27 protein-coding genes and 1 pseudogene are annotated in these 25,593 nt (G+C 58.6%); 15 read left to right on the top strand and 13 right to left on the bottom strand.

The features are described 5' to 3' along the window. The first annotated feature begins 2 nt into the window (after nt 1-2). Nucleotides 3-1,028, top strand: a complete 1,026-nt coding sequence (gene benC / locus ACOWVD_RS01000; RefSeq protein ID WP_031300652.1) for a benzoate 1,2-dioxygenase electron transfer component BenC — start codon at nt 3-5, stop codon at nt 1,026-1,028. Between the two features lie 2 nt (nt 1,029-1,030). Next, entirely contained in the window at nt 1,031-1,813 is a 783-nt protein-coding gene (gene benD, locus ACOWVD_RS00995) for a benzoate diol dehydrogenase BenD (RefSeq protein ID WP_118891916.1), read from the top strand. 22 nt (nt 1,814-1,835) lie between these two features. On the opposite strand, the gene arsC is transcribed toward benD, so the two are convergent. From arsC to ACOWVD_RS00980, 3 genes are all read right to left on the bottom strand, one after another. Beyond that, nucleotides 1,836-2,267 (bottom strand): glutaredoxin-dependent arsenate reductase, encoded by a 432-nt coding sequence (gene arsC / locus ACOWVD_RS00990; protein WP_421105378.1) that lies wholly within the window; start codon nt 2,265-2,267, stop codon nt 1,836-1,838. 14 nt (nt 2,268-2,281) lie between these two features. Then, complete coding sequence (locus ACOWVD_RS00985; protein WP_015378327.1) at nt 2,282-3,571, bottom strand: arsenic transporter; 1,290 nt, start codon at nt 3,569-3,571, stop codon at nt 2,282-2,284. Nucleotides 3,572-3,640: 69 nt separating this feature from the next. Further along, nucleotides 3,641-3,967, bottom strand: a complete 327-nt coding sequence (locus ACOWVD_RS00980; RefSeq protein ID WP_004935082.1) for a metalloregulator ArsR/SmtB family transcription factor — start codon at nt 3,965-3,967, stop codon at nt 3,641-3,643. A 154-nt stretch (nt 3,968-4,121) separates the two neighbouring features. Between ACOWVD_RS00980 and ACOWVD_RS00975 the strand changes: the two genes are divergently transcribed. The 4 genes from ACOWVD_RS00975 (at nt 4,122) to ACOWVD_RS00960 (ending at nt 7,091) form a co-directional block, all read left to right on the top strand. Further along, nucleotides 4,122-5,231 carry a YbdK family carboxylate-amine ligase gene (locus tag ACOWVD_RS00975; RefSeq protein WP_049240689.1) on the top strand — a complete coding sequence of 370 codons (1,110 nt, stop codon included), beginning with the start codon at nt 4,122-4,124 and terminating at the stop codon, nt 5,229-5,231. Between the two features lie 95 nt (nt 5,232-5,326). Then, the gene (locus tag ACOWVD_RS00970; protein ID WP_004935085.1) at nt 5,327-5,506 is read left to right on the top strand and encodes a hypothetical protein; all 180 of its coding nucleotides are present in this window, start codon (nt 5,327-5,329) and stop codon (nt 5,504-5,506) included. 212 nt (nt 5,507-5,718) lie between these two features. Beyond that, a complete protein-coding gene (locus ACOWVD_RS00965) occupies nt 5,719-6,315 on the top strand; it encodes a hypothetical protein (RefSeq protein ID WP_049240690.1) in 597 nt (198 codons plus the stop codon). 2 nt (nt 6,316-6,317) lie between these two features. After that, nucleotides 6,318-7,091 (top strand): DUF3307 domain-containing protein, encoded by a 774-nt coding sequence (locus tag ACOWVD_RS00960; protein WP_004935091.1) that lies wholly within the window; start codon nt 6,318-6,320, stop codon nt 7,089-7,091. A 48-nt stretch (nt 7,092-7,139) separates the two neighbouring features. On the opposite strand, the gene mgtA is transcribed toward ACOWVD_RS00960, so the two are convergent. Both mgtA and ACOWVD_RS00950 read right to left on the bottom strand, forming a co-directional pair. Continuing rightward, the gene (gene mgtA, locus ACOWVD_RS00955; protein WP_049240691.1) at nt 7,140-9,839 is read right to left on the bottom strand and encodes a magnesium-translocating P-type ATPase; all 2,700 of its coding nucleotides are present in this window, start codon (nt 9,837-9,839) and stop codon (nt 7,140-7,142) included. A 244-nt stretch (nt 9,840-10,083) separates the two neighbouring features. After that, complete coding sequence (locus tag ACOWVD_RS00950) at nt 10,084-10,782, bottom strand: MgtC family protein (RefSeq protein WP_004935097.1); 699 nt, start codon at nt 10,780-10,782, stop codon at nt 10,084-10,086. A 435-nt stretch (nt 10,783-11,217) separates the two neighbouring features. On the opposite strand from ACOWVD_RS00950, the gene ACOWVD_RS00945 reads away from it, so the two are divergent. Together ACOWVD_RS00945 and ACOWVD_RS00940 are read left to right on the top strand one after the other, a co-directional pair. After that, nucleotides 11,218-11,379, top strand: coding sequence for a hypothetical protein (locus ACOWVD_RS00945; protein ID WP_021505778.1), 162 nt, complete (start codon nt 11,218-11,220; stop codon nt 11,377-11,379). 61 nt (nt 11,380-11,440) lie between these two features. Then, entirely contained in the window at nt 11,441-12,826 is a 1,386-nt protein-coding gene (locus ACOWVD_RS00940; protein WP_197763450.1) for a CoA transferase, read from the top strand. On the opposite strand, the gene ACOWVD_RS00935 is transcribed toward ACOWVD_RS00940, so the two are convergent. Then, nucleotides 12,823-13,698 (bottom strand): LysR substrate-binding domain-containing protein, encoded by an 876-nt coding sequence (locus tag ACOWVD_RS00935; RefSeq protein WP_421105377.1) that lies wholly within the window; start codon nt 13,696-13,698, stop codon nt 12,823-12,825. The genes ACOWVD_RS00940 and ACOWVD_RS00935 overlap by 4 nt on opposite strands. Nucleotides 13,699-13,799: 101 nt before the next feature. Here ACOWVD_RS00935 and ACOWVD_RS00930 point away from each other — a divergent pair, with 101 nt between their 5' ends. Next, nucleotides 13,800-15,215, top strand: coding sequence for a pyridoxal phosphate-dependent decarboxylase family protein (locus ACOWVD_RS00930; RefSeq protein WP_049240798.1), 1,416 nt, complete (start codon nt 13,800-13,802; stop codon nt 15,213-15,215). Between the two features lie 13 nt (nt 15,216-15,228). Here ACOWVD_RS00930 and ACOWVD_RS00925 read toward each other — a convergent pair whose 3' ends face one another. Beyond that, entirely contained in the window at nt 15,229-15,870 is a 642-nt protein-coding gene (locus tag ACOWVD_RS00925) for a GNAT family N-acetyltransferase (RefSeq protein WP_080356230.1), read from the bottom strand. Between the two features lie 797 nt (nt 15,871-16,667). On the opposite strand from ACOWVD_RS00925, the gene rcsA reads away from it, so the two are divergent. Then, nucleotides 16,668-17,297: a transcriptional regulator RcsA gene (rcsA, locus tag ACOWVD_RS00920; protein WP_049240697.1), complete on the top strand. Its 630-nt coding sequence runs from the start codon at nt 16,668-16,670 to the stop codon at nt 17,295-17,297. A gap of 216 nt (nt 17,298-17,513) precedes the next feature. Here rcsA and dsrB read toward each other — a convergent pair whose 3' ends face one another. Continuing rightward, nucleotides 17,514-17,714: a protein DsrB gene (gene dsrB, locus ACOWVD_RS00915; RefSeq protein WP_004935117.1), complete on the bottom strand. Its 201-nt coding sequence runs from the start codon at nt 17,712-17,714 to the stop codon at nt 17,514-17,516. A gap of 321 nt (nt 17,715-18,035) precedes the next feature. Continuing rightward, nucleotides 18,036-18,248: a transcription antiterminator/RNA stability regulator CspE gene (cspE, locus tag ACOWVD_RS00910; protein ID WP_004935122.1), complete on the bottom strand. Its 213-nt coding sequence runs from the start codon at nt 18,246-18,248 to the stop codon at nt 18,036-18,038. Between the two features lie 377 nt (nt 18,249-18,625). Here cspE and ACOWVD_RS00905 point away from each other — a divergent pair, with 377 nt between their 5' ends. The 3 genes from ACOWVD_RS00905 to ACOWVD_RS00895 all read left to right on the top strand — a co-directional run bounded on the left by ACOWVD_RS00905 (nt 18,626) and on the right by ACOWVD_RS00895 (nt 20,892). Continuing rightward, the gene (locus ACOWVD_RS00905) at nt 18,626-19,003 is read left to right on the top strand and encodes a hypothetical protein (protein ID WP_004935125.1); all 378 of its coding nucleotides are present in this window, start codon (nt 18,626-18,628) and stop codon (nt 19,001-19,003) included. A 518-nt stretch (nt 19,004-19,521) separates the two neighbouring features. Beyond that, nucleotides 19,522-19,731 (top strand): hypothetical protein, encoded by a 210-nt coding sequence (locus tag ACOWVD_RS00900; protein WP_004935132.1) that lies wholly within the window; start codon nt 19,522-19,524, stop codon nt 19,729-19,731. 153 nt (nt 19,732-19,884) lie between these two features. Then, nucleotides 19,885-20,892 (top strand): NAD(P)H-quinone oxidoreductase, encoded by a 1,008-nt coding sequence (locus tag ACOWVD_RS00895; RefSeq protein WP_044030943.1) that lies wholly within the window; start codon nt 19,885-19,887, stop codon nt 20,890-20,892. Between the two features lie 44 nt (nt 20,893-20,936). Here ACOWVD_RS00895 and ACOWVD_RS00890 read toward each other — a convergent pair. Further along, a pseudogene (locus ACOWVD_RS00890) lies at nt 20,937-21,988 on the bottom strand (SDR family oxidoreductase). Nucleotides 21,989-22,098: 110 nt separating this feature from the next. Between ACOWVD_RS00890 and ACOWVD_RS00885 the strand changes: the two are divergent. Beyond that, the gene (locus tag ACOWVD_RS00885) at nt 22,099-22,998 is read left to right on the top strand and encodes a LysR family transcriptional regulator (protein WP_197842699.1); all 900 of its coding nucleotides are present in this window, start codon (nt 22,099-22,101) and stop codon (nt 22,996-22,998) included. Between the two features lie 36 nt (nt 22,999-23,034). Here the strand turns inward: ACOWVD_RS00885 and ACOWVD_RS00880 are convergent, their stop codons facing one another. The 3 genes from ACOWVD_RS00880 to ACOWVD_RS00870 all read right to left on the bottom strand — a co-directional run bounded on the left by ACOWVD_RS00880 (nt 23,035) and on the right by ACOWVD_RS00870 (nt 23,983). After that, the gene (locus tag ACOWVD_RS00880) at nt 23,035-23,427 is read right to left on the bottom strand and encodes a YidB family protein (protein ID WP_004935144.1); all 393 of its coding nucleotides are present in this window, start codon (nt 23,425-23,427) and stop codon (nt 23,035-23,037) included. Nucleotides 23,428-23,522: 95 nt separating this feature from the next. Further along, nucleotides 23,523-23,771 (bottom strand): GlsB/YeaQ/YmgE family stress response membrane protein, encoded by a 249-nt coding sequence (locus ACOWVD_RS00875; RefSeq protein ID WP_004935146.1) that lies wholly within the window; start codon nt 23,769-23,771, stop codon nt 23,523-23,525. 14 nt (nt 23,772-23,785) lie between these two features. After that, on the bottom strand, nt 23,786-23,983 hold the full coding sequence (locus ACOWVD_RS00870; protein ID WP_004935148.1) for a glycine zipper domain-containing protein: 198 nt from the start codon (nt 23,981-23,983) through the stop codon (nt 23,786-23,788). Nucleotides 23,984-24,612: 629 nt separating this feature from the next. Here ACOWVD_RS00870 and ACOWVD_RS00865 point away from each other — a divergent pair. Beyond that, complete coding sequence (locus ACOWVD_RS00865) at nt 24,613-25,533, top strand: Kdo(2)-lipid IV(A) acyltransferase (RefSeq protein ID WP_049240704.1); 921 nt, start codon at nt 24,613-24,615, stop codon at nt 25,531-25,533. Nucleotides 25,534-25,593 lie beyond the last annotated feature (60 nt).

The raw sequence follows: 25,593 nt of genomic DNA, 5'->3' as shown, positions 1-25,593 counted from the left end.
GTATGTCTTTTACCGTTGCCCTTAATTTTGAAGACGGTGTCAGCCGCTTTATTCAATGCAATCCGAATGAAAGAGTACTCGACGCCGCCTACCGACAAAAGATCAACCTGCCGATGGACTGCTCGGACGGCGTATGCGGCACCTGTAAATGCCACTGTGAGCAAGGAGAGTATCAGTTGGGCGATGACTACCTGGAAGAGGCGCTGTCAGAGCAGGAAGCCGCACAGCGGCGGGTATTGACCTGTCAGATGGTGCCGCTCTCGGACTGCGTCATTGAGGTGCCGATGCCCTCGACGATGTGTAAAACCGCCAGCGAAATGTTTACCGCCACCGTCACCTCCGCCACCGCCCTGTCGGACAGCGCCATCGAGTTCTGCCTGACGCTGGATGATGAGCGGGGCATCGCGTTCCTGCCGGGACAATATGTGAATATCGACGTTCCCGGTAGCGTGGTCAGCCGCGCCTATTCGTTCAGTTCGCCGCCCGGCAGCCGGCAACTCTCTTTTCTGCTGCGTAACGTGCCCGGCGGCATAATGAGCCGTTATCTGACTGAACAGGCGAGACCCGGCGACGCGATCCGTCTGCGCGGCCCGCAGGGCAGTTTCTATTTGCGCACGCCGGTGCGGCCAATGTTATTTCTGGCCGGCGGCACCGGGCTGGCGCCGTTCCTTTCCATGCTGGAACATCTGGCGCTCGGCGGCAGCAAACAGCCGGTGCATCTGATCTACGGCGTCACCCATGACCACGATCTGGTCAAGCTGGAACAGCTGGAGACATATCGCCGGCGCCTGCCGAATTTCAGCTATCTGAGCTGTGTAGCCAGTGAGGTGTCGCTGTCACCGCATAAAGGCTATGTCACCCAGCATCTCGACGAAAGCCTGCTCAATAAGGGTGACCTGGACGTGTACCTGTGCGGGCCGCCGCCGATGGTGGAAGCGGTGCTTGGCGATTTCCAGCGACGCGCCTTTATCCCGAATAGCTTCCATTATGAGAAGTTCGCCCCCAGCCAGGCCGATCAGAGGAGTTGACCATGGATAAGTCACGTTTCAGCGGCCAGGTAATGGCGATAACCGGTGCCGCTCAAGGCATCGGCAAAGCGGTGGCCGAACGCGCGGCTCGGGAAGGGGCGAGTTTGGCGCTGATCGACCGCTCCCCCTATCTGGAGGAGGTCGTAGCCGTTTTACGCGAGCGCGGCACCGATATCATCGCCCTGCAGGCCGATTTGGAGCACTGGGAGGAAGCACGCGAGGCGCTGGATCAGGTGCAACAGCACTTTGGGCGCGTGGATATTATGGTGAACAATGTGGGCGGCACCATCTGGGCGCGACCATTTGCCGACTATGCGCCGCAACAGATTGAGGCGGAGATTCGGCGTTCGCTGTTCCCGACGCTATGGGGTTGCCGCGCCGCGTTGCCGCATATGCTGGCGCAGGGGAGCGGAGTGATCGTCAACGTTTCTTCGGTCGCCACGCGCGGCGTCAATCGCGTTCCCTACTCCGCAGCCAAAGGCGGCGTCAATGCCCTGACCCAGTCACTGGCCTTTGAATACGCTGGAGCCGGCATTCGCATCAACGCGACGGCGCCGGGCGGCACCGAAGCACCGCCGCGGCTGACGCCACGCAACCGCGAATCCCCGACGCAGCAGGAAGAAAGTTGGTATCGACAGGTGGTTGAGCAGACTCTCGACAGCAGTCTGATGCACCGCTACGGCAGCGTCGATGAACAAGCCGCCGCTATTCTGTTCCTCGCCAGCGCCGAAGCCAGTTACATTAACGGAACGGTGCTGCCGGTCGCCGGCGGCGATTTGGGATAAAACAGGCGCAGGGCCGCAGCGATCAGCCTTTGGTTATCCTGCGGCCCTGCGCGTCGATCACCGGCTCGCCGTCCTCTTTGCTGAAGGCGCCGCGCTGCGGATCCGGCAGAATCTCCAACACCGCCTCCGACGGACGGCACAGGCGCGTGCCAAGCGGCGTCACCACGATGGGGCGATTGATCAGGATCGGCTGTTGCACCATGAAGTCGATCAGTTGATCGTCGCTCCAGGCGCAGTCGTCCAGCAGCAGCTCGGCGTAAGGCTCGACGTTTTTACGCAACAACGCGCGCGGCGTCATGTTCATGTCGGCCAGCAACGCAATCAACCGTTCGCGGCTGGGGGGCGTTTCCAGATACAGAATCACCTCCGGCTCAGCGCCGCTGTTGCGGATCAGCGCCAACGTATTGCGCGACGTGCCGCAGGCCGGGTTGTGATAAATTTTGATGTCGCTCATGTCAGTTGCTCCGGTTATGGCAAAACGGACAGCCGCAGCGCCAGCGCGGCCAGGGTGACGAACAGAATTGGCAGCGTCATCACCAGTCCCACGCGGAAATAATAGCCCCAGGTAATGACGATGTTTTTCCTTGCCAACACATGCAGCCACAGCAACGTGGCCAGGCTGCCGATCGGGGTGATTTTGGGGCCGAGATCGCTGCCGATGACGTTAGCGTAAATCATCGCCTGCCTGATGACGCCTTCCGCGCTGCTGCCGTCGATCGACAGCGCCCCTACCAACACCGTCGGCATGTTATTCATGACGGAAGAGAGAAACGCGCTCAGGAAGCCGGTGCCGAGCGTCGCCGCCCACAGCCCCTGCCGCGCCAGCGCATCCAGCACGCCGGACAGCAGATCGGTCAAGCCGGCATTGCGCAGCCCATAGACCACCAGATACATGCCCAGCGAGAAAATCACGATCTGCCAGGGCGCCCCGCGCAGCACTTTGCCGGTATCGATCGCCCGCCCGCGTTTCGCTACCGCCAGCAGCACCAGCGCGCCGCAGGCGGCGACCAAACTCACCGGCACGCCGAGCGGTTCCAGGGCGAAAAAGCCGATCAGCAACAGCGCCAATACCGCCCAACCGGCTCGAAACGTCGCGCGATCGCGGATCGCTTCCCGCGGTACCGGTAAACGCGTCAACGCGTAGCCCGGCGGAATATCCTTGCGGAAGAACAAATGCAACATCACCAGCGTCGCCGCCACGGCGACGAGGTTGACCGGCACCATCACCGCCGCATACTCCGTAAAGCCCAAGTGGAAGAAATCCGCCGAAACGATATTCACCAGGTTGGACACCACCAGCGGCAGGCTGGCGGTATCGGCGATAAAGCCCGCCGCCATGACGAAAGCCAGCACCGCCGCAGGACGAAAACCGAGCGCCGACAGCATGGCGATCACGATCGGTGTGAGGATTAACGCGGCGCCGTCATTGGCGAACAGCGCCGCCACCGCCGCGCCCAACAGGAGCATATAGGTAAACAGCCAGCGGCCCTTGCCGTTGCCCCAGCGCGCGACGTGCAAGGCGGCCCAGGCAAAAAAGCCGCTTTCATCCAGCAACAGGCTGATGATGATGACGGCGATAAAGGTCGCAGTCGCATTCCAGACTATCTGCCATACCACGGGGATGTCGCCGACGTGCACCACGCCGCTCAATAATGCCAATCCCGCCCCGATCGACGCACTCCAGCCAATACCCAGCCCCTTCGGTTGCCAGATGACCAAGATCAACGTCAGAATAAAGATCGCCCCTGCCACTATCATCGCTGTCCTTCCGCCCCTTTAAGTTTACATATTCGATTTTTCATATGTGTTTGCGTAAATTTTTTACCGTTACGGGCAACCTTTCGCCACGCGTTGCGCTAACTCCGTCATCTGTTCTGGCCGGCACTGATAAGCCTGCTCAATAATCGCCGCCGCCCAGGCCGGCATATGCGGCGACAGGCGATAATGTATCCATTTACCCTCGCGCCGATCGAGCAGCAGCCCGCTTTCACGCAGCATCGCCAGATGCCTTGAAATCTTGGGTTGCGGCAGCGCCAGTGCGCCCGACAGCTCGCACACGCACAGTTCACCGGCGTGGCGCAACAGCAGCACCAAGGTCAGACGCGTCTCGTCAGACAGGTTTTTAAACAGCTTCAGCGGCGTCAATGACGGCATGTCACACTCCCGTTAACCTTTCTCTTCACCACAACTCGCTCGTGAAGATACCAGCTTCACATGCGAAAAAACAAATATAAAATGCAAAACGTTGCCCTCCTCACCGAGACATATACTTATCTTTATGCCGTTCTTGCAGGAAGGAGGAGGTACCATGCCGCTCACATTCAAACGTTCGGAAAGGCTCTCCATCGGCACCGAAATAGAGTTACAGCTGGTCGATGCCGAGCACTACGATCTTACGGATCGAGCCGATCGGGTGGTCAGCGCGGTCGGCGACCGCCGGCGCGTCAAGCATGAGCTCACCAAATCGATGGTGGAGCTGAACAGCTCGGTGCACCGCGATCTCGATGAGCTGCACACCGAGCTGCGCGCCCTGACCCATACCGTCCGGCGCAGCGCGCAGCGCCTGGGCTGTGACGTCTGCGGCGGTGGCCGCCACTTGAGCAACGACTGGCGCAAGCAGGTCATCAGCGACAACGCGCGCTACAGGCAGCTGGCCAGCCGTTTTGGCTATCTCTCCAAGCTGGCCTGCGTGTTCGGCCAACACATTCACCTCGGCGTCAACGACGGGGACGAAGCGATGTACCTGTGCCATGCGCTGACGCCCTACTTTCCGCAGTTGATCGCGCTCAGCGCCTCGTCGCCGCTGTATCAGGGGGTCGACACGCGCTTTGCCAGTTCCCGCTTCAGCGCCCAGAACTCCTTCCCCAACTACGGATGCCTGGAACACATCTACAGCTGGCATGAATTCAACGCCTACTACGAACGGTTGAATGCCGCAGGCGTGATTGAAAGCGTCAAGGATATTTACTGGGATGCGCGGCCAAAACCGGAGCTGGGCACGGTAGAGATCCGCATCTGCGATACGCCGCTGCGCCTCACCCACGCCGTGCTGCTGGTCGGTTACTGCCGCCTGCTGGCCGATTTTCTGTTGCAGCACCGCTCACCGATCGCGCCGGAATACGATGCCTTCACCAATTACAACAAGATCAACGCCTATCGCAGCGGCTTTGCCGCCGAATACGTCGATCCCGCGACGCTGCGCCGCAGCAGCCTGACCGCCCACATCCTGCACACTCTCGAAGCGCTGAGCGGTTTTGCCGAGCGACGGGAGGATCGTGCCCTGCTGCAGGCCGTCGAGTGCCATGTCCGCCAGGGCATCAGCGATTCGGAGCATATCCGCCAGATGTTGCACAACGGCCTGCCGCAAGCTCAGGTGATCAAGCGCCTGTGCGATGAGCTGTTGCAGCCTGCAAGTTAAGTTTCGGCTATCGATTCCATACGCCAAAGCCGCTGTTCATTATGTGCTCTTTCGCTACAATCGTGAGCACTGACATTCACCGTATCGAGGACACCATGTACAACTTCTCCCGCTATCAGGCAAAAGAACTGGCGCTGGCTTACATGAGCGGCAAAAAACACGATCTGTCGCCGCAGGAATTTTTGCAGCAGCTGAAAAGCAGCGAGCGATCGTTTGAGCATCTGCTGAAACACGGCAGCGAAATGCCGCGTGACGTGCTGGTTAAAAGCTTCTGAACAGCCGGTTGCCGGCCATTTTCCCTCTACGCCGCCGGTGGCGAGCCTGGCAGGCCCGCGCATTCCCGGCCGTTCATCCCACGTTCCTCATCCTGCCCGTTTCGCCCTCACAGGCGAAAACCCCACAGATTCGCACCTAGAGGCGAATTATTGACATATTCGTATCCAGGTGCGAATTTATAATCATCCCTCCGCAAATAATGGAACACGCCATGCCGACGCCAATCAGCGTAATCAGCGGCGATCTGGTCGATTCCCGCCGATCAGACACCGTCAACTACCTCAATGGGCTGCATAACCTGCTCGATCGGCTGCGGCGTGACGGGCGGCTGCATCAGGTGGAAATCTTTCGCGGCGATGCCTTCCAGGCGCAGGCCGCCCCGGAGGAGGGGCTGTTGCTGGCGGTGTACATACGCCTCGCGCTGCGGGCGATGGGCGCCGCGCACTGGGATGCGCGCATCGCCGTCGGGCTGGGTAGCCAACGGCCCGACGCCGCCGGTTACGGCAGCGCCTTTATCAACTCCGGCAGCGCGCTGGACGCCATGGCAAAAAATTGCCGGCTGGCTCTGAAAACCGACAACGATCGGACAAACGCCATTGTCAGCGATCTGTTGCCGATGTTAGATCATGTGATTGGCCGCCTGTCACAGGCCGAAGCGCGCATCGTTCAGGCGAGAATGTTCGCCGACAGCGGCGCCGCCGTGGCGGACCAGCTGCAAAAAGCCGCCTCCACGGTCTCCGCCGCGCTGAAACGCGCGGCCTACGAGGAAATCATGCGGTTTATTCACGCCATTAACAGGATCGTCTGACCATGGATCTGACCTATGCGCCTTTGCTGGCCTGGCTGTTGCTCGTCCATCTGCTGGCGGATTTTCCGCTGCAGCCGCTGAGTTGGGTGGAAGATAAAATCCAACATCGCGCGCGTTCGCGTTTTCTGCTGTTGCACGCGTTGCTGCACGGGGTGCTGGCCGCTTGGGCGGTGGCCGGTTTCGGCCTGCTGCACGGCGGGCTTTCTTCACTGCAGGTGCTGGCCAGCCTGCTGGCCATCGCCGTCAGCCACTACCTGATCGATTTGCTGAAAGTCACTGCGATGAACCGCCTGAGCCCGGCCCGCAGCTTTCTGCTCGATCAGGGATTGCATCTGGCGGTGATCGCCTTGCTGTGGTTGGGGCTGACGCCGAATGCCGGTGAACTGCTCGCCGCGCTGGGGCGGCAGCTGGGACGTTGGCAAACCGGCCTGGTGCTGGTGGCCTACAGCCTGATTTATCTGCCGATGAGCCTGCTGATCGGGCAACTGCTGGCGCACTGGACGCCGCAAATGCCGCCTTCGGCCAAGGCCGACAACGACTCGCTGCTGCGCGCGGGCAAACAGATTGGCTACCTGGAAAGAACGCTGATCCTGACCTTCGTGCTGCTGGGGCAAATTCCGGCGATCGGTTTTTTACTGGCGGCCAAATCTATCTTCCGTTTCGGCGATCTGCGCCAGAGCGACGATAAGATGCGTACCGAGTATGTGCTGCTCGGCACGCTGTTTTCCTTCACGCTGACCATCATGCTCGGCCTGCTGGTCAACAAACTGCTGTAGCGGTGCGGGGGCGACGAATTTCGCCCCCGAAGTGAACGCCGAGGCGGCTTACAGCCACTCGCCGAAGCGGCGGATATAGAAACGCTTCATCAACTGCGCGACCACGCAGTAGCTGACCAGCGTTGCGGCCAACCACGGGAAGTATTCCCACGGCAGCGGCTGCAGGCCAACCAGGGCGCCGAGCGGCGAGAACGGAATGTAGATGCCGAGCGCCATCACCAACCCGGTGGTCAGCAACACCGGCAGCGCCGCGGTGCTCTGAATAAACGGGATCTTCTGGGTGCGCAGCATATGCACCACCAGCGTTTGCGACAGCAGCCCCTCAATGAACCAGCCGGACTGGAACAGCGCCTGGTGTTCTACGCTGTTGGCGGCGAACACGTACCACATCAGCGCATAGGTCGTAATATCGAAGATCGACGAGGTCGGCCCAATCCACAGCATAAAGCGCCCGATGTTTTTGGAATCCCACTTGCGCGGCTTGCGCAGGAACTCTTTGTCCATCTTGTCCCACGGCAGCGACAGCTGGGAAATGTCGTACATCAGATTTTGAATCAACAGGTGGATCGCCAGCATCGGCAGGAACGGGATGAAGGCGCTGGCCACCAGCACCGAAAACACGTTGCCGAAGTTGGAGCTGGCGGTCATGTTCAGGTACTTGATGATATTGCCGAAGGTCTCGCGCCCTTTGATCACCCCCTCTTCCAGCACCATCAGATTCTTTTCCAACAGGATGATGTCCGCCGACTCCTTGGCGATGTCGGTGCCGGTGTCGACCGAAATGCCGACGTCGGCATCGCGCAGCGCCGGCGCATCGTTGATGCCGTCGCCGAGGAAGCCGACGGTATGGCCGTTGGCCTGCAGCATTTTCAGCACCCGCGATTTTTGCAGCGGCGTCAGCTTGGTGAAGACCGTGCGTTGTTCCACTTCGCGCGCCAGCTCTTCGTCATCCATCTGTTCAATCTGCAGCCCGGAGAGCGGCTCACCCGGCTCCAGCCCGACGTCCCGGCAAATCTTGCAGGTGATCACCGGGTTGTCGCCGGTCAACACCTTCACCGTCACGCCGTTTTCCTGCAGTGCGGCGATCGCCTGCTGCGCGCTCTCCTTTGGCGGATCGAGGAAAGTCAGCAGCCCTTGCACCACCATGTCGCGCTCGTCGGCCACGCTCAACGGTTCGGTTGGGCGCTTCGCATCCAGCTCGCGCGTCGCCAGCACCAGCACGCGGAAACCGTCTTCGTTATACTCGCGGGCCAGCGCCTGCAGCGCCGCACGGCGCGCGTCGTCCAGTTCCAGCGTTTTGTCGCCTTCACGCACGTGGGTGGCGATCTCGAGCATCTCCTCTACCGCGCCCTTACAGATCAGCTGCTGCTTGCCATTTTCGTCCGCCACCACGATCGACAAACGGCGGCGCACGAAATCGAACGGCAGCTCATCCACCTTGCTGAAACGGCCCAGGGCTTCGATCCCCGGTTTGCCGCGCCCGAAACGGATCACCGCCTGGTCCATCAGGTTCTTCATGCCGCTCTGATGGAAGCTGTTCAGCCAGGCCAGGTGCAACACCTCGTTATCCCTGGCGCCAGTGACGTCGATGTGGTGCTCGAGAATGATGCGATCCTGGGTCAGGGTGCCGGTCTTGTCGGTGCAGAGCACGTCCATGGCGCCGAAGTTCTGAATGGCGTTCAGGCGCTTCACCACCACCTTGCGGCGTGACATGGCGATCGCCCCTTTCGCCAGGTTGGAGCTGACGATCATCGGCAGCATTTCCGGCGTCAGGCCGACCGCCACCGCCAGTGCGAACAGCGCCGCCTCGCTCCAGTCGCCTTTGGTGAAGCCGTTGATCAGCAACACCACCGGCACCATCACCAGCATGAAGCGAATCAGCAGCCAGCTGACGCTGTTCACCCCGCGATCGAACGCGGTTTGCGCCCGCGAACCGACGATCGACTTGGCCAGCGAGCCGAAGTAAGTGCGCCCGCCGGTTGCCACCACCACCGCCGTGGCGGTGCCGCTGGCGACGTTGGTGCCCATCAGGCAGATATTGGACAGCTCAAGCAGCGCGTTCTCGCTGGACACTTCCCCTTCGCTCGACTTCTGCGCCACGTTGCCCATGGCATCGTATTTCTCGATCGGGATCGCTTCGCCGGTCAAAATCGCCTGGCTGATGAACAGATCGCGCGAGGCGATAAGACGCACGTCGGCCGGCACCATGTCACCGGCGGAGAGCTGAATGATATCCCCCGGCACCAGTTCGCGGATCGGCACTTCCAGCGTCAGCGGATGCGCGCTGTAGCTGCTGCGGCGCAGCACAGTAGCGGTGGTGCGCACCATCGACTTCAACGCTTCCGCCGCTTTGTTGGTGCGGTATTCCTGCCAAAACCGCAGCAGCCCGCTCAACGTGACCATGGTCAGAATGATAATGACGCCGGTGAGTTCAGTTTCTTCACCGCTCTGGAGCGGCAGCCAATAATCGGTAAAGAAACTGATCGCAGCCAGCACCATCAGCACGAAGATAAACGGGTTGTTAAAGGCCTTGATCAACTGAATCAAGGCATGCGGTGCCTTGTCGTGGGCGACCTGGTTGGCGCCGAACTGCTCCAGCCGCTCATCGGCATCGTCCTGGGTCAAGCCGTTGCGGTTGCACTTCAGGTTCGCCAGCGTTTGGGCGATGCTGTTGGTCGCCTCTTGCGCAATGGCGTAGGTCACCGCGTCTTTATCACGGCGACGCATTCTTTCATTAATCTGAGTCATAACGCTATTCTCTTATTTTCGTTCTGCGCACAGGGAGATCCCGCCCGATAAACAGGTGACTCTGCGCAGAGTGGAATTTTTTAATTAGCGTGACTGAATAGCGTGATTACCCTGTCAGCCACGCAAGAATCATTTCCCTTCCGGGGTCATCGTCCATAACGCCTCCTTAATGCTCCGCGTTATTCAAGGCACTCATGAATAAAACCGAACATATAATCAAGTTAATCAATATTTATATTATTACTCAGACCGGTAATTCGGACGCGACGCGCCAACGCACGGCACTCACGCTTTTTTCCAGACTGACGCGGCAAACAATACCCTCAATTTCTTTTTGCGCGGCCGGCGTAGCGGTAATTTCCGCGCACACTTCCAATTGCCCCGGGCTGGCAATATCGGCGCTGCGCAAGGATTGCAGCCGCAAGGCGACGCCGTTCAGTGCCTGCAGAATCAGGGTGCGCACCAGAATTTCATCCTGCTCGCCGCAGGTCACCTGAATGCGATAGCACAGTTCCAGATCGGTCGCCTGCTGGTGCGGCTGCAGGTTGATGCGCTGCGCGGCCTCGCGCAGCAGGATATTGGCGCACAGGATCACCAGCGTGGCGACCACCGCATCCCAATGCTGGCCCAAGCCGCACAGGACGCCGATCCCCGCCGAACACCACAGCGTGGCGGCGGTGTTGAGGCCGCGAATGTTCAGCCCTTCACGCATGATTACGCCGGCGCCGAGGAAACCGATACCCGAGACGATCTGCGCGGCCACCCGGCCGGCGCTGGCCGGATCGGTGGACATGGAGCTGAGAATGAAGACCGCCGCACCGGTCGCCACCAGCGCATTGGTGCGCAGGCCGGCCATGCGTTGGCGCCACTGGCGCTCGGCGCCAATCACCGCGCCCAGGCACATCGCCAGCAATAAATTTAAAACGAAAGGAGTCATAGCCATGACTTTCCCCTTAATTAATCACAGGAGATAAAATCATGTGCTGTTTAGCACACGCGAAAACGCGCTGAAAATAAATCAGCGAATCAGCGTGTCATGCCTGGAGGGAAAAGGCTGTGGCTGCAGAATACCATAATAACGTCCAACTCAATTCGCCTGAAGCCACCTGGCATCAGGAAACGTTTTCTTATTCGGGTATGCACAGCTCAGAAATAACTGGAGAGGGGTGCTGCCCGCCGATAACGGCAAGCAACAAATCAGAAGAGAATTGGTCAGCTTGCCTTATTTATTTTATTACAACTACAACTGTCCAATTGGGTTTCTCCACCGAAATTTTGGCTGAGTATAGTGACGTCGGGTAATGAAGTAAAGGCTAATTTATTAAACGAAAAATAAACTGGAATACCCGCAATGATATTCCAATGTCACAAATAGAAGATGGCGACATTGGGCGCCGACGCCGCCTTCCGGCCGCTGCATCAGGCCCTGTGGGACAAAGCGCTGACCGCCAACTTCAGCGCGCAGCCATTCGCCGGCGTAGCGGCCCGCAGCCTGCGCGCCAAACTGGCCGATAGCCGCACGTTCGACGTTGCACCTTAGCAAGGTCGCCGGCGGTGGGCTACGCTAGGCTATATTTCCGACGACCCGCAAGGAGTGGCCGATGACGCCTCTGATCCACACTCTGCTCGACGAAATTTGGCAAAGCCTGGGGCAGCGCCCCGCCCCCGCCGACCGGTTAACCGTAAGCGGCACCGGCGCATTGCCTTCGGCTTTTCCCGTAACCGAATTGGCTACCGCCGCCTGGAGCGCCGCCGGTTTGGCCTGCGCCGAGTTGCTTCGCCGCGAGGCAGCCGACGCGCCGCAGGTCTGGATCGATCAACGCCTGGCCTCGCTCTGGTTCGGCTGGACGCTGCGTCCGCTGGGGTGGACGCTGCCTGCGGCCTGGGACGCGCTGGCCGGCGACTATGCGACGACGGATGGCTGGATACGCCTGCATACCAATGCGCCGCACCATCGGCGAGCGGTGGAGCAAGTGCTGGGTTCGGCATCGGATAAAGGCACGCTGGCGGAACGCGTGCTGGGCTGGAAAAAAAGCGAGCTGGAGGAAGCGGTGATCGAAGCCGGCGGCTGCGCGGCCCAAATGCGCTCGGCGGCCGCGTGGCGACAACATATTCAGGGCAAAAGCGTAGCGCTCGAACCGCTGATCCACGCCTCGCTGCAGCCGGAAGCGCCACCGCCGGGCTGGGCGCTTCCCGTCGCCCGGCCGCTGCACGGCGTACGGGTGCTGGATCTGACGCGCATTCTCGCCGGGCCGATCGCCACGCGTTTTCTTGCCGGTTTGGGTGCCGACGTGCTGCGCATCGATCCCTACGGTTGGGATGAGCCCGGCGTTGAACACGAAGTCATGCTGGGCAAGCGCAGCGCGCGCCTCAACCTGACCAATGCGCACGATCGCCATACGTTTGAACATCTGCTGAGAAACACCGACGTGATCGTGCACGGCTACCGTGCCGGTGCGCTGGAGAAGTTGGGTTATGGCGCGGAGGAAAGGCGCGCGCTGGCGCCGGGCCTGATAGACGTCTGCCTGAATGCCTACGGTTGGAGCGGGCCGTGGCGCACCCGGCGCGGTTTCGACAGCCTGGTACAGATGAGCTGCGGGTTGGCGGAGGCGGGCATGGTTTGGCGTAGCGCCAGTTTGCCGGTGCCGTTGCCGGTACAGGCTCTGGATCACGCCACCGGCTATTTGATGGCGGCGGCGGTGCTGACCGGTATGGCGCAGCGCCTGAGCCGCGGCACCGGCTACCACGCTCGGCTGTCGCTGGCGCGCACGGCGCAGCTGCTGCTGGGGCATCCCTGTTCGGCAGATTATCGGCCAGAACCGCTGGCGCCGGCCGGCCCCGCCGACGAGAACCCGGAAACGGAATTGACTTACTGGGGGGCCGCGCAACGCCTGCGCGCCCCGTTAAGCCTGCAGGGCACGGCGCTGCAATGGGCGCTGCCGGCGACTACGCTCGGCACCTCGCAACCGGAATGGCTACGCCGCTAAATCGCCGCCAACTGTTGCTGCAGCCACTGCAGCAAGCGGGTGACCGCCGGCGTCAACCCGGCGGTCTGCGGCCACACCAGATAAACGTCGTCATCGCTCAGGCGACGGGGCGCGGCCAACGCCACCAGTCTCCCGGCGTCGAGGGCATCCTGCACCAGCAGCTTTTTCGCCAACGCGATGCCAAACCCTTGCTCCGCCGCGCGAATCAACAATCCGGCATCGTTGAATAACGCCTGTTGCCGCCCGCATAACGGCCGCCCCTGCGCGTTGAACCAGTCGCGCCAGGGACTGACGTCGTGCTCGAGCAACGGAATATCGCCACCGTTCTCGAACGCCGCCCCCCATTCTCGCGCCATATCCGGCGAAGCGACCGGCAGCACGTCACCCGACGCGATGCGCTGCGCCTGCAGCCCCACCCACTGGCCGCTGCCGATGCGGATCGCCGCATCAAACCCACGCTGCGACAGATCCTGCAGCGTCAGCGACGCATCGATATCCAGCGCAATATCGGCGCAGGCTTCATGGAATGCCGACAGACGCGGCAACAGCCAATAGTGGGCAAAAGACGGCAACACGCTGATGCGCAGCGTCTGGCTTGTCGCCGCACGCCGGGCGTGGGCGACGCCCTGCTGCAGCGCCTGCAGCGCCGGCTCTACCGCCGCCAGCATCTCTTTCCCGGCCGCATTCAGGCGCACACCGCGCCCGCACCGTTCAAACAGCGGATAGCCGACCGCCTGCTCCAGCAACTGAATTTGCTGGCTGACCGCACCGTGCGTCAAATGCACCTGCTGCGCCGTGGCGCGCAAATTTTCCAACCTGGCGGCGATCGCAAAGGTCGGCAAGACATGCAGGGGAATGCGTTCATTCATCATTGGTTAACCAGGCTATCCAAAAAGGTTATTTTTCATCGATTTTGACCGGCAGGCAAATGTTCTATGTTTACCCCATCATCCCTGACGCTTTCGGAGCCGCCATGCACCCACGTTTACAACAAGACCTCGCACAGTTTCCGCAGATCCTCGACCACACTCGCCAGTTGGCGGAAGATTTTCTGACCGGGCTGCAGCAACGCTCGGTCTGCCCACCGCGCGATCAACAGCAGCTGCATCCGGGAGACGATCGGCTGGCGGAAAACGGCGAAGGCGCCCTGGCGGCGCTGGATAACTTTTGGCAACGCTATCAGGCCGGCATTTCCGCCAGCGCCGGCCCGCGTTATTTCGGCTTCGTCACCGGCGGCGGAACCCCGGCAGCGGTAGCGGCGGACTGGCTGGTTAGCGTGACAGACCAAAATAGCCTGCTCAGCCATGATACCATCGCAGCCACGATCGAGCTGGCGGCCGTGACACAGTTGAAATCCCTGTTGGGCCTGCCGGAAACGTTCAGCGGCAGCCTGGTCAGCGGCGCGACCATGGCCAATTTCACCGGGCTGGCCATTGGCCGGCAGTGGCTGGGACAACAGCACGGCGTGGATATCGCCCAACAGGGCCTGACGGCGCTGGGTTCCATCCGGGTATTGTCGGCCAATCCACATTCCAGCAGCGTGAAGGCGCTCAGCATGCTCGGTATCGGCCGCGAGGCGCTGACGACCGTCGCCAGCCTGCCGGACTCGGAAGCCATGGATATGGAAGCACTGGAACGGCAGCTCGCCGCCGGCGCCGGCCAGCCAACGTTGGTGCTGGCCAGCGCCGGTACGGTCAACACCGTCGCGTTCGACGACCTGCCGCGTCTGCTGACGTTGCGGGAGCGTTATCCGTTTTGGCTGCATGTCGATGCGGCATTTGGCGGCGTGGCGGCCTGCTCACCGCTATACGCTCCAAGGCTTGAGGGTTGGCAGCATGCCGATTCCATCACTGTCGACGCACACAAATGGCTGAACGTGCCTTATGACAGCGCGATCCAATTTACCCGCCATTTGGATCTGCAAATGCAGGTATTTCAGAACCATTCGGCCTACCTGGAAGCACCGACATTGCGGCCAGACAACTATCTGCATCTGACGCCGGAGAATTCGCGCCGCTTCCGCGCCCTGCCGCTCTGGCTGACGCTGAAAGCCTATGGCCGCAGCGGCATACGGGATATCGTCGAGCGCAACGTCCGATTGGCGCAGGCGCTGGGGGCGGCGCTGGCAGCCGATGAGGGTTTCCAGCTGCTGGCGCCGGTGAATTTGAACGTGGTCTGCTTCGCACTCAGCCATCCACAGGGCGACAGCGAGGCGGCGCGCGATCGTTTTCTCGAGCGCCTGAGCCGGCACGGCGTGGTGTGCTGCACCCCTACGCGTTATAACGGTCAGCCGGGGATCCGCGCCGCACTGGTCAACTGGATGACGGAGGAACAGGACATCCGGCTGGCGTTGGACTCGCTGCGCCATTGCCTGGCGGAAACGGCCTAACGCGCGCGGCGCATTACCCGAGTTGGAAGGCCTGCAAACGCCGTTCTTGCCGCCCGTCATCGCCGATATTATCCGGCGACAGCCAGGCGGCAAACGCCGCGCGCCGCGCCGGCCATTCCCCGTCGACGATCGACAGCCAGTCGGTGTCGCGCGTGCGTCCTTTGACGACGACGGCCTGGCGGAAGGTGCCTTCATAGCGGAAACCCAAGCGCTCGGCGGCCTGGCGTGAAGGAAGATTGAGGCTATCGCATTTCCATTCGCATCGCCGGTAGCCAAGATCGTCGAACAGATGCCGCAGCATCAGGAAAATCGCCTCGCTGCCCAGCGCGCTGCGCTTCATCAGCGGCGACCAGTTGATGGTGCCCAGTTCGGCCACGCCGTTGGCAGGATCGATGCGCAAAAAAGCGCAGCTTCCCACCGCACGCCCGTTTGACTGATCGATCACTACCATCGTGTTTCTGTCAGCGCTGGACGCCTGAGCCTGAAGATAACGCTGGAAATCTGCGTGCGACTGCGGCCGTTCCCAAAACAGATAAGTCCAGTCGCGATCGTCCTCGGCGGATTGATAAGCCTGATAAAGCGCCTCCCCCCAGCGCTCGAGGTTAAGCGGTTCGAGGCGGCAAAACCGCCCTTGCAGTGGCGAGTGTCCGGGCATGCCTGCCGGCTGCCAATGAGGGAGGGCTTCGCCTATCGGCTGCCCATACTGATTCCGTCTCACCGCGACATCCTGTTTTTGAAAGGTGGAGAGGCAAGTTAAAACCAACGCGGGCCAGAGACAACTCCGACCTGCCATTCCTCCCCTGCGGATCGGGCAGCAGGATGATAGTTTAGAAAAATCACTCAATCATCGTTCAACATTCACGAAAACTATTTCACGTGAAATAAATACCCATATAACTCATTGTAAAACGGTGATTTACAGCAACAATTAAGCTACACATTCCGGCCATAATGTTAACTTTTGTTTGTTGTTATGATAAAAAAAGAAGTGCTTATCATTAGCATGGAGAGCAAAAAAATAAATTAATCTTTTGATTTTTATATATAAAAAATCAACAACCTCAGACTGAACGCTTTTTGATCACTCAAAAAATGCGCTGAAAGACATCAAAAAAACGACACATGAATTTTTTTTAAGACTTTTCCTAGCAAACTAAAATTTTGTTTCGTGACAAGATGAGCAGATTCGCGGCAAGTAATGCAGACACGCACTGGCGCCAAGCGCAAATCAGGCTCAACATGCCTAAGCGGGACGAGCAGCAGATCGCCCTGACTTAAGCCAAACTTATAGATTCATGCAATTAATAAGTTTAGTATGAAAATATCATTGAGTGCCGTCGTGTTTATTGATAGAACACTGGCTACACTGAATTATTGTTCCATTTTGCCTTTCGGCTTTTTAGGCTTTTTCTCATATTACCGCAGTAAAACGGATTTAAGTGGGGGTGCGATATGCCAACGATTATCATGGATTCATGTAGCTATACCAGATTGGGGTTAACCGACTATCTGACTTCGCATGGCGTGAAGAGGCGCCATATTAATGCCATCGAGGACATTGACAGCCTGCATGAAAAATGCAGCAAGTTGAATCCGAGCCTGGTGTTTATTAACGAGGACTGCTTCATCCATGAAGCAAACGCCACCGAGCGAATAAAACGGGTGATTTCACTGCACCCGGATACGTTATTCTTCATCTTCATGGCCATTACCAACGTACATTTCGACGATTATTTATATGTTCGCAAGAACGTCATCATATCGTCAAAATCCATCAAACCAGAGACTATGAATCAGCTACTTAGTCACTATCTCGAGAGAACGTCCCTCCGTACGGAGAAATTTTCTCTGGATCAAACGCCGGTAACGCTGAGCCAGACTGAATCGAACATGTTACGCATGTGGATGTCCGGTCAAGGCACCATCCAGATATCAGACCAGATGCAAATAAAGGCCAAAACGGTCTCTTCCCACAAGGGAAACATCAAGCGGAAAATAAAAACGCACAACAAGCAGATCATTTATCACGTTGTTCGTTTGACCGATACATTGACCAGTGGAATATTCGTCAATAGCCGCTAAACCACAGAGAACGCCCCCGCTCTGTTTTACCAGCCGTTAAACACCCGGTGATAATGTCATCTGGATAACAACCGCTGGGACCACAAAAAATACCTGCTGCGTTATCCCCCGCTAGCGCAACGGGTATTTTTTTGCCGTCGATAAAAAAAATCTTACCGCAACGAAATAATCTCAAAATGGACAATTTCATTAGCAAATTAATGAGATTAGCCTAAGTTACTGCCCGTGTTCGCGACAGGGCTCCACAAACGTGCCGTCACGGCTGTCGATCTCATTAAAAAACCATACGCCCGCCGGGTAGTCGTCAAGAGAAACCAGATACATGGTGCCTTCGTTGAATACCTCTACGGCAAGAATGACACCTTCACGCCGCGGGCCGCCGTCTGTTTTTACCGTCACTCGATCGTTAACCTGCATACCGTTCCCCCTTATTTGCGATTGCCGTCAGTGTATTACAAAACCGGAGGCGATGGACACCGCTCCAGCCCTGCCGGCCTCTGCTATCAGCGTAGCAGCCGCCTGGTTTTTCACTTTCTTAACGGTTTGGCCGCAGAATCTTAAGCCGGCCTCGCGTAGTCTGTCTTCAGGCGTTTCCCCCCCAGAGAAGCGCTCGCAAATGAAGAAGTAACAAGGAACTTTTGCCCGCAGACTTGCGGGCCTTTTTTTTGCGCGCTGCCAAATTGCAGGCATAAAAAAACCCGCCGTAGCGGGTTCTTTTCAATCAGCGGTAAACGCCAATTAGATAGCGGTAACGTTAGCCGCAGATGGACCTTTCGCACCGTTCTCGATAGAGAACTGTACGTTCTGGCCTTCAGCCAGGGTCTTGAAGCCTTGATCCTGGATAGCAGAGAAGTGTACGAATACGTCTTTGCTGCCGTCTGCTGGGGTGATGAAACCAAAACCTTTAGCTTCGTTGAACCACTTCACTTGACCTTTGATCATGTTAGACATGTCTAATTTCCTTCAATAATAAATGTAAGCCGCCATGGGCGAGGTAGCCGGTCATCAGTTACTTATGGAGGCACTGGAAAGGAAATTCGTCAGAGAAGGGCTATCCGGGATAACGCTTTAAATTTGAACTACTTTACTCAAAATGTCGTGCATAAATAGGTCTGTACCACAGGCCGACATCATTAACTCATGAGCGAGCGGCAATAGCAACCTTTTTCGCCGCTATGGGACGCTAATCTCGGCTAAACGCACAGGATTTGACCCTGTCTGCCGATAGGGCCGCCGCCTGGCTCGCCCGTAACGCCCAAGGCAAATGATAGTAATTCTCGTTCTGCTGTTTTATAGTTGCCTGACGAAATCATTCAGGGAGATTCACCATGCCGAGATGGCTTACATTACCGGCTGTCAGTGCCGCCGCCCTGCTGGCCTTTGCCGCTTACAGCGCTCCGCAGAGTGCACTGGAGCTCAATTATCAAGCCCCCGACCCCAGCATGGTTCCCCCCCCCAAGCCGCCTGCCCCCTCAGGGCCGGCCCCCAAAACGGGAAAACCGCCGATTGCCTGGACAGAGGCGAGAGATAAAAGCGGTTTTCGCGTCGATATTGAGTGCGATCATCCTGGCTGCAGCAAACCGCGCGCCAAACCTTATCCCGCGTATGAAGGCCCGGTGAAGAAAACCGATCGCCGCCGCCAGTCTGATCCCTATTCCACCAATAAGGATCCCGATTACAACATTCAGTTGGGCTATGAGTGGTAGTGGCGCTTTCGGAGTAATACCTATATCAGCCTCCTTTGCCGCTGCATAGAATATGCCTCAGTTCACCACTCCTCCTGGTGTTGAACACAACAAGCTGTGTTGCAAATCTTTATGCGCCTCCCTATAGGCGCTTTTTTTTGCCTATCCCTCAAAGCGTCTCCCGATTACAGATTGCTCTCATTGCCCCACAAAGTGATGAATGTCACAAATACGCCTCCTTGCCATTCTTATTCGGAGGTAACGTTCATGGCCACAGGATCCCTTGCCCTCCTGGCCGTCTTGGCCGGCATTGCGGGCATTGCGGGCTTCGCCCTCTACAAGCATTTAAAATCTCAGAAAAAAAGCACACTCGTCCACCCGCACGATCGGTAACCGACAACGCGCTTTCACCGCGAAGGCCCGGCACATCGCACGCCGCGCCTTCGCGAGCTGTCATGCTTTCATCACAAAATTGTCACATTATGGCCATATGATGATTCGCGTTTATCCGCTCTGGCTTAACACCAAGGATTTCGCCCATGACCATAATTAAAGCTGCAAACCATCAGGAAGCAGAAAAACTCATCCGCGCCGGCACCGCCAAGAAAATCGAACTGGCTTACGATATCGGCAGCGACGACTTCTTCCAGCTTGCCAGCCTGTGGTGCGATAAAGGCGCCAAAATCTCCAAAGGAAAAGAACACTTCATCGTCTCGTTAAAAGGGTTCCGCATCCCGCCTAACGATTAATGCCCTGCCGCCCATCGCGGCGGCTTCGCCTCTTCCTCGCAAAACCGCTCTATTCAACCACGCGCGCCTCATTCGATTTCGCTAAGCTAACAGCAGACTTTATTGCGGACGTTTCGCCTGATAACCACGTCCGCCACGATGAGGAGAGTAACCATGTCAACAAATGCAGCGCTGCCCGGCACGATGAAAGCGATTGAAATCAGCCAACCGGGCGCTCCCGACGTTCTGGTCGTTACCGAACGCCCGGTGCCCGCTCCGCAAGCGGGCGAACTGCTGGTGAAAATCGCCGCCGCCGGCGTTAACCGCCCCGACGTGCTGCAGCGCCAGGGGAACTATGCGCCGCCGCCCGGCGCCTCGGATATCCCCGGACTGGAAATTGCCGGCGAAGTGGTGGCCATCGGTGAAGGCGTGACCCACTTCGCGCTCGGCGATCGGGTTTGCGCCCTTATCGCCGGCGGCGGCTATGCGGAATACTGCACCGTGCATGAAAGCAATGCGTTGCCGGTGCCGGCGGGGCTGAGCCTGACCGAGGCCGCCGCGCTGCCGGAAACCTTCTTTACCGTCTGGGTCAACGTGTTCCAGCGCGGTCATCTCAAAGCCGGCGAAACCGTGTTGATCCATGGCGGCACCTCCGGTATCGGCACGGTCGCCACCATGCTGGCGAAGGCCTTCTGCGCCCAGGTGATCACCACCGTCGGCTCCGAAGAGAAACGTCAGGCCAGCCTGGCGCTGGGCGCCGACGTGGCGATTAATTACCGCAGCGAAGACTTTGTCGCACGCACCAAAGACGCCACCAACGGTAAAGGCGCCGACGTCATCGTCGACCTGATCGCCGGCGATTATGTCGCCAAAAACTATCAGGCCGCAGCGATGGAAGGCCGCATCGTGCAAATCGGCACGCAAAACGGCGTGGTGAAAGAGCTCAATCTGATGCCGCTGCTGTTGAAACGCCTGACCCATACCGGGTCGACGCTACGCTCGCGCAGCGTGGCGGACAAAGCGCAGATTGCCGCCGATCTGCGCGAAAAGGTTTGGCCGCTGCTGGAGCGCGGCGTGCTGAAACCGCAAATTTTTAAAACCTTCCCGCTTGAGCAAGCCGCCGCCGCGCATACGCTGATGGAGTCCAGCGAGCACATCGGCAAGATCATGCTGACGTTCTGAGCCCATTCCCCGCGGCCGGTGCTGCGGAGAAACCAATGCCACGTTCAGGGAATGATGCCGCGGCGGCGGAACTCATCGAACAGTGAGAAAAACATGGCTTCGTTTCGACAAACTGGTGGAAACCGAAGCGCCGCGCCTTGCTGCCATCCGCGAACATGTCATAGTCCCAGGAAAAGACGAAATCGGCGAAACGCCAGCCGGCCACCGCGCGATAGTCCGGTTCGGCCAATTGGTGCCGCTGCGCCAGCTCCCGCCACAGCGACGCTTTGTCCGTCATCATGACCTCCAGCGACATCGGCAGCGGCGGCGCGCATTCCAGCCCAAAGTAAGCGGCGATTTTCGGCCACATCTCGCTCCAGCGAAACAGATCGCCGTTGTTGATATTAAACGCCTGATTGGCCGCCGCAGGTTCGGTCGCCGCCCACAGCGTGGCGCGCGCCAACAGCCCGGCGTCGGTCATTTCCAGCAGGCTGTGGTAAGCGCCCGGTTTACCCGGGAAGCGCAACGGCAGCCCGAGCGCTTTACTGATCGACGCGTAAACCGCGATGCTTAACGCCAGATTCATCGGGTTGCCGAGGGAGAAGCCCCCCACCACGCTTGGACGGATGGCGCTCCAACGCCAGCGCTTGCCGGCCTGCCGCTGCGCCAGATACTGCTGCTGCGCCACGTTAAACTCCGGCGGCATATGCCCGGCATCGCTTTCGCGCGCCGGCGTTTTAAACGGCCCCAAATGCGCGCCATACACCTTATAGCCCTGCATCAAACTGATGTGCTCCAACGCCGGCGCGATCGGCTCCAGCCCTTCGACAACGTGTTGCAACATCTGCAGGTTCGGCGCCACCAGCCCCGCCCAGTCCGGCGCATCCTGATAGGCGGCATAGAAAACGTGACTAATCGCGCTCAGCGGCCGCAGCGCGTCGCGCGTCGCCGCCGCATCCAGCAGATCAATCTGAAGGTGGCGCATCCCCGGCGCCGATTGTCCCCCCCGGCGCGAGACGCCCACCACTTGCCAGCCCTGGCCGGTCAGCTCCTCAATCAATCGGCGCCCAATCACGCCATTGGCGCCGATCACCAATGCCTGTCGCTTTGTATTCATCTTGCCACTCCTCAGGTTGTCGATACCCTGAGTGTCATTGATTAGTAATACTTGCGGTAGAAGAGACCTTACACTAACACTTATAAGAAAAATCTATAGGCAAGATCGACATGGATAAGCTGAACGCAATGAAAACCTTTATGCGGGTGGCGGAGCTGGGCAGCCTGTCGGCCGCCGCTCGCGATCTGCGTTTGACGCAGCCGGCGGTCAGTCAGCAAATCGCCGGTCTGGAGCAGCAACTGGGGGCACAACTGCTGTTTCGCAGCACCCGGGCGGTCACCCTGACCGATGCCGGCAGCAGTTATTATCAGCGCCTCAAACCGATTCTGGCGGCGGTCGACGAAGCGGAAGAAGCGCTGCACGGCCAGCACCACCAGCTACAGGGCAATCTGCGCATTCATGCCCCGACCGGGTTCGGGCAGTTGCACGTCACGCCGCTGGCCATCGCTTTCCAGCAACGTCATCCGAACCTCGCCATCGAGCTGCTGCTGGACGATCGTCGCGCCGACGTGATCGGCGAAGGCATCGACGTGGCGCTGCGTTTCGGTGAACTGCATGCGCCCGGCATGGTGGCTAAACGTTTGGGCGAGCTGCAACGCCTGCTGGTGGCGTCACCGGCCTACCTGGCCAAGTATGGCGCTCCACGTTCGCCGGCGGAGCTGGCTAAACATGCGCACATTCGTTACAGCGGTTTGAACGACGGCGATACGCTCACTCTGTTCGGGCCGCACGGCCCCGAGATGGTCGCTCTGCGGCCCACGTTCCGCGCCAACAATACGCTATCGCTGCTGGCCGCCATTGAGGCTGGAGCCGGTATCGGCGGCGCCCAACGGCCTTTAATCGCCGAGCAACTGGCGACGGGGGCGCTGGTGCCCGTTTTGCCGGAATACCGCTACCCGCCCATGGCGCTGCACGCGGTCTATCCCGCTTTACGTTTTATTCCGGAGAAAGTGCGCGCCTGGGTGGCGCATCTGCAGCAGGCGTTGACGGCGATCGAGGGAATTAGCTGAGTGAATGCTCCCGGCCAGACGCCGGGAGCCTAATCATTACTTGAACAGTTTACCGACCATATCGCCCAGCTCGTTGCTGTCTTGCTGCACTTCACCGTTTGGTGAGGCGGCATCCGCGACCGTTGGCAAGAACTGTGCAATGGTGCTGGACGCCTGTGCAGGATCGATGCCCAGCTTTTCAGCCAGTTGGTTGATGGCGTCGCTACCCAACGCCTGCTGCACATGGTCGCCGGTAATCGGCTGATTTTCGCCATTGCCGAGCCAGGAACCGACGATATCGCCGAACTGCCCCTGACGGAACTTGTCCAAAATGGCCTGCAGGCCGCCTTGTTGCTCGACCCACTGCATAATGGCGATGTAGTCGATACCTTTACCACCGTTGGCGCCGCCGCCCAGAATGTTACCCAATACGCTATCGAACAGACCCATGATATTCCCCTTTCAGCGGGTACGGCCCGCGCCGCACCGCCGGATTGATTTCACGAAAAAGGGCCGCCGCGGCGACCCTGTTGAGCAACGGCTGCTTAGCCTTTGATCTTCCTGTAGACAAAAAGCACCACCAGGGCACCGATGACCGCCACCACAAAGCTGCCCAGGTTAAAACCGTCAACGCGGCCCATACCGAAGAAGGTGCTGATATAGCCGCCGACGACGGCACCCACGATCCCCAATATAACGGTCACAATAAAGCCGCCGCCGTCTTTGCCCGGCATAATCCACTTGGCCAGGATACCGGCGATTAAACCAAAAATGATCCAGGAAATGATGCCCATATTTACTCTCCCTATTACCTTTTGCCTAACAGAAATCCTATTACCAGGCCCACGACGGCGCCGGCGCCTATCCCCGCCCAAGGGTTATCCTTGAGGCAGGCACATGATTGCTCGAGCGCTGCTTTTACACCGCTGCTCACTTCGCAGGCGGTGGTTTTCACGTAGTCGCTCGGTTGCTCAACACCGTTTAGATCGTCATTTTCATATGACATGTCAAATCCTTACAGACCAACCCTCTGAGAATTTCGTCACATGTTTCGCGCCAGGTGCCATCCGCTCCGCGATCTTGCTCTGGGCAATCTGCCCGCTGCCGCTCAATGCGGAGGCGTCCGGCGGCAAACGCACAACTTCACACTATGACTATAGTAAAAAATCAGCGGTTTACCTATTTCCGTCCGTCTGAATTTCACCATACAAAAAACGATCTGATTTCATCCCGCTGTCATCTTGCAAGGCTAAACTTTAAACATATCCTCCGGGAGGAAACGCCGATGTTCAATGCACCTTTTGTCCTGATCCTCGCGCTACTGTACGCACTGGCCGCCGCTTGGGACGGTTCCGTAGCGTTACTGTTTCATTAAGGTTACATAGCCGTTGTCACTTTTGCGATGCGCTTAATTGTGTCTTTATTTTTCAATTTCGCCAGCCGATTGAAATAGCGGAAAATATCCCCTCATCCCTCGGTAAAAATCCTATTTCGCTTCGTTTTTCGCCTGCGTTTAAATAAAGCGTAAAAAAAAGCATTAATGGAAAATCCTGTTTAGCACAAAATATTCTATCATCTTCCTCATGACAATTTGGGTTAAGGTCCCATTGGCAAAGAAAAGGAATAACAGGAAAAATGCTTTCTAACCAACGTTTTGAGCGCGAATTCTTGCGCCCTCGTTATTGGTTGTTGTGGATAGGACTGGGAATACTCTATCTCTTGGTATTACTGCCCTACCCGCTCATTTATCGGCTCGGACACGGCCTTGGCAGAATAGCCATGCGCCTAATGAAACGCCGGGTAAAAATAGCGCGCCGCAATTTAGAACTCTGTTTCCCCGCAATGCCCACCGCCGAGCGCGAGGCGCTGATCGTCAAAAATTTTGAGTCCGTCGGCATGGGCCTGTTCGAAGTCGGCATGGCCTGGTTCTGGCCCGACTGGCGCATCGCCCGCTGGTTCAAGGTGAGCGGCATGGAAAACATGCGGCTGGCGCGTCAGGACGGCAAAGGCGTTCTGCTGATCGGTCTGCATTTCCTGACGCTGGAACTGGGCGCGCGCATTTTCGGCATGCAAAACCCCGGCATCGGTGTGCATCGCCCGCACAACAACAAGCTGATGGAATGGGTACAGACCCGCGGCCGGCTGCGCTCGAATAAATTCATGATCGATCGTAAAGATATCAAAGGTATGATCCGCAACCTGAAACAGGGCGAAATCCTGTGGTATGCGCCGGATCACGATTATGGGGCGCAAAGTAGCGTATTCACACCGTTCTTCGCCGTGGAAAATGCCGCCACGACCACCGGCACCTTTATCCTGGCGCGCATGGGGCGGCCGTCGATCGTGCCTTTCGTGCCGCGCCGCCTGCCAAATGCTCAGGGCTATGAGCTGATCGTGCAGCCGCCGTTGACGGACTTCCCGCTGGATGATGAAACGCGCGCGGCGGCCAAGATGAACCGCGTGGTGGAAGAACAGGTGCTGCTGGCCCCCGACCAATACATGTGGCTGCACCGCCGCTTTAAAACCCGCCCACCCGGCGAACCGTCGCTGTATTGACCCCCACGTGCCTTTGCCCGTCACACCGCCGGCGAAGGCGCGCTCACCTCGCACAAGCAT

The organism is Serratia sp. SA088 (assembly GCF_049065515.1).
GTDB classification, from domain to species: domain Bacteria; phylum Pseudomonadota; class Gammaproteobacteria; order Enterobacterales; family Enterobacteriaceae; genus Serratia; species Serratia nematodiphila.
This window is presented reverse-complemented; position numbering and strand designations above follow the sequence as displayed.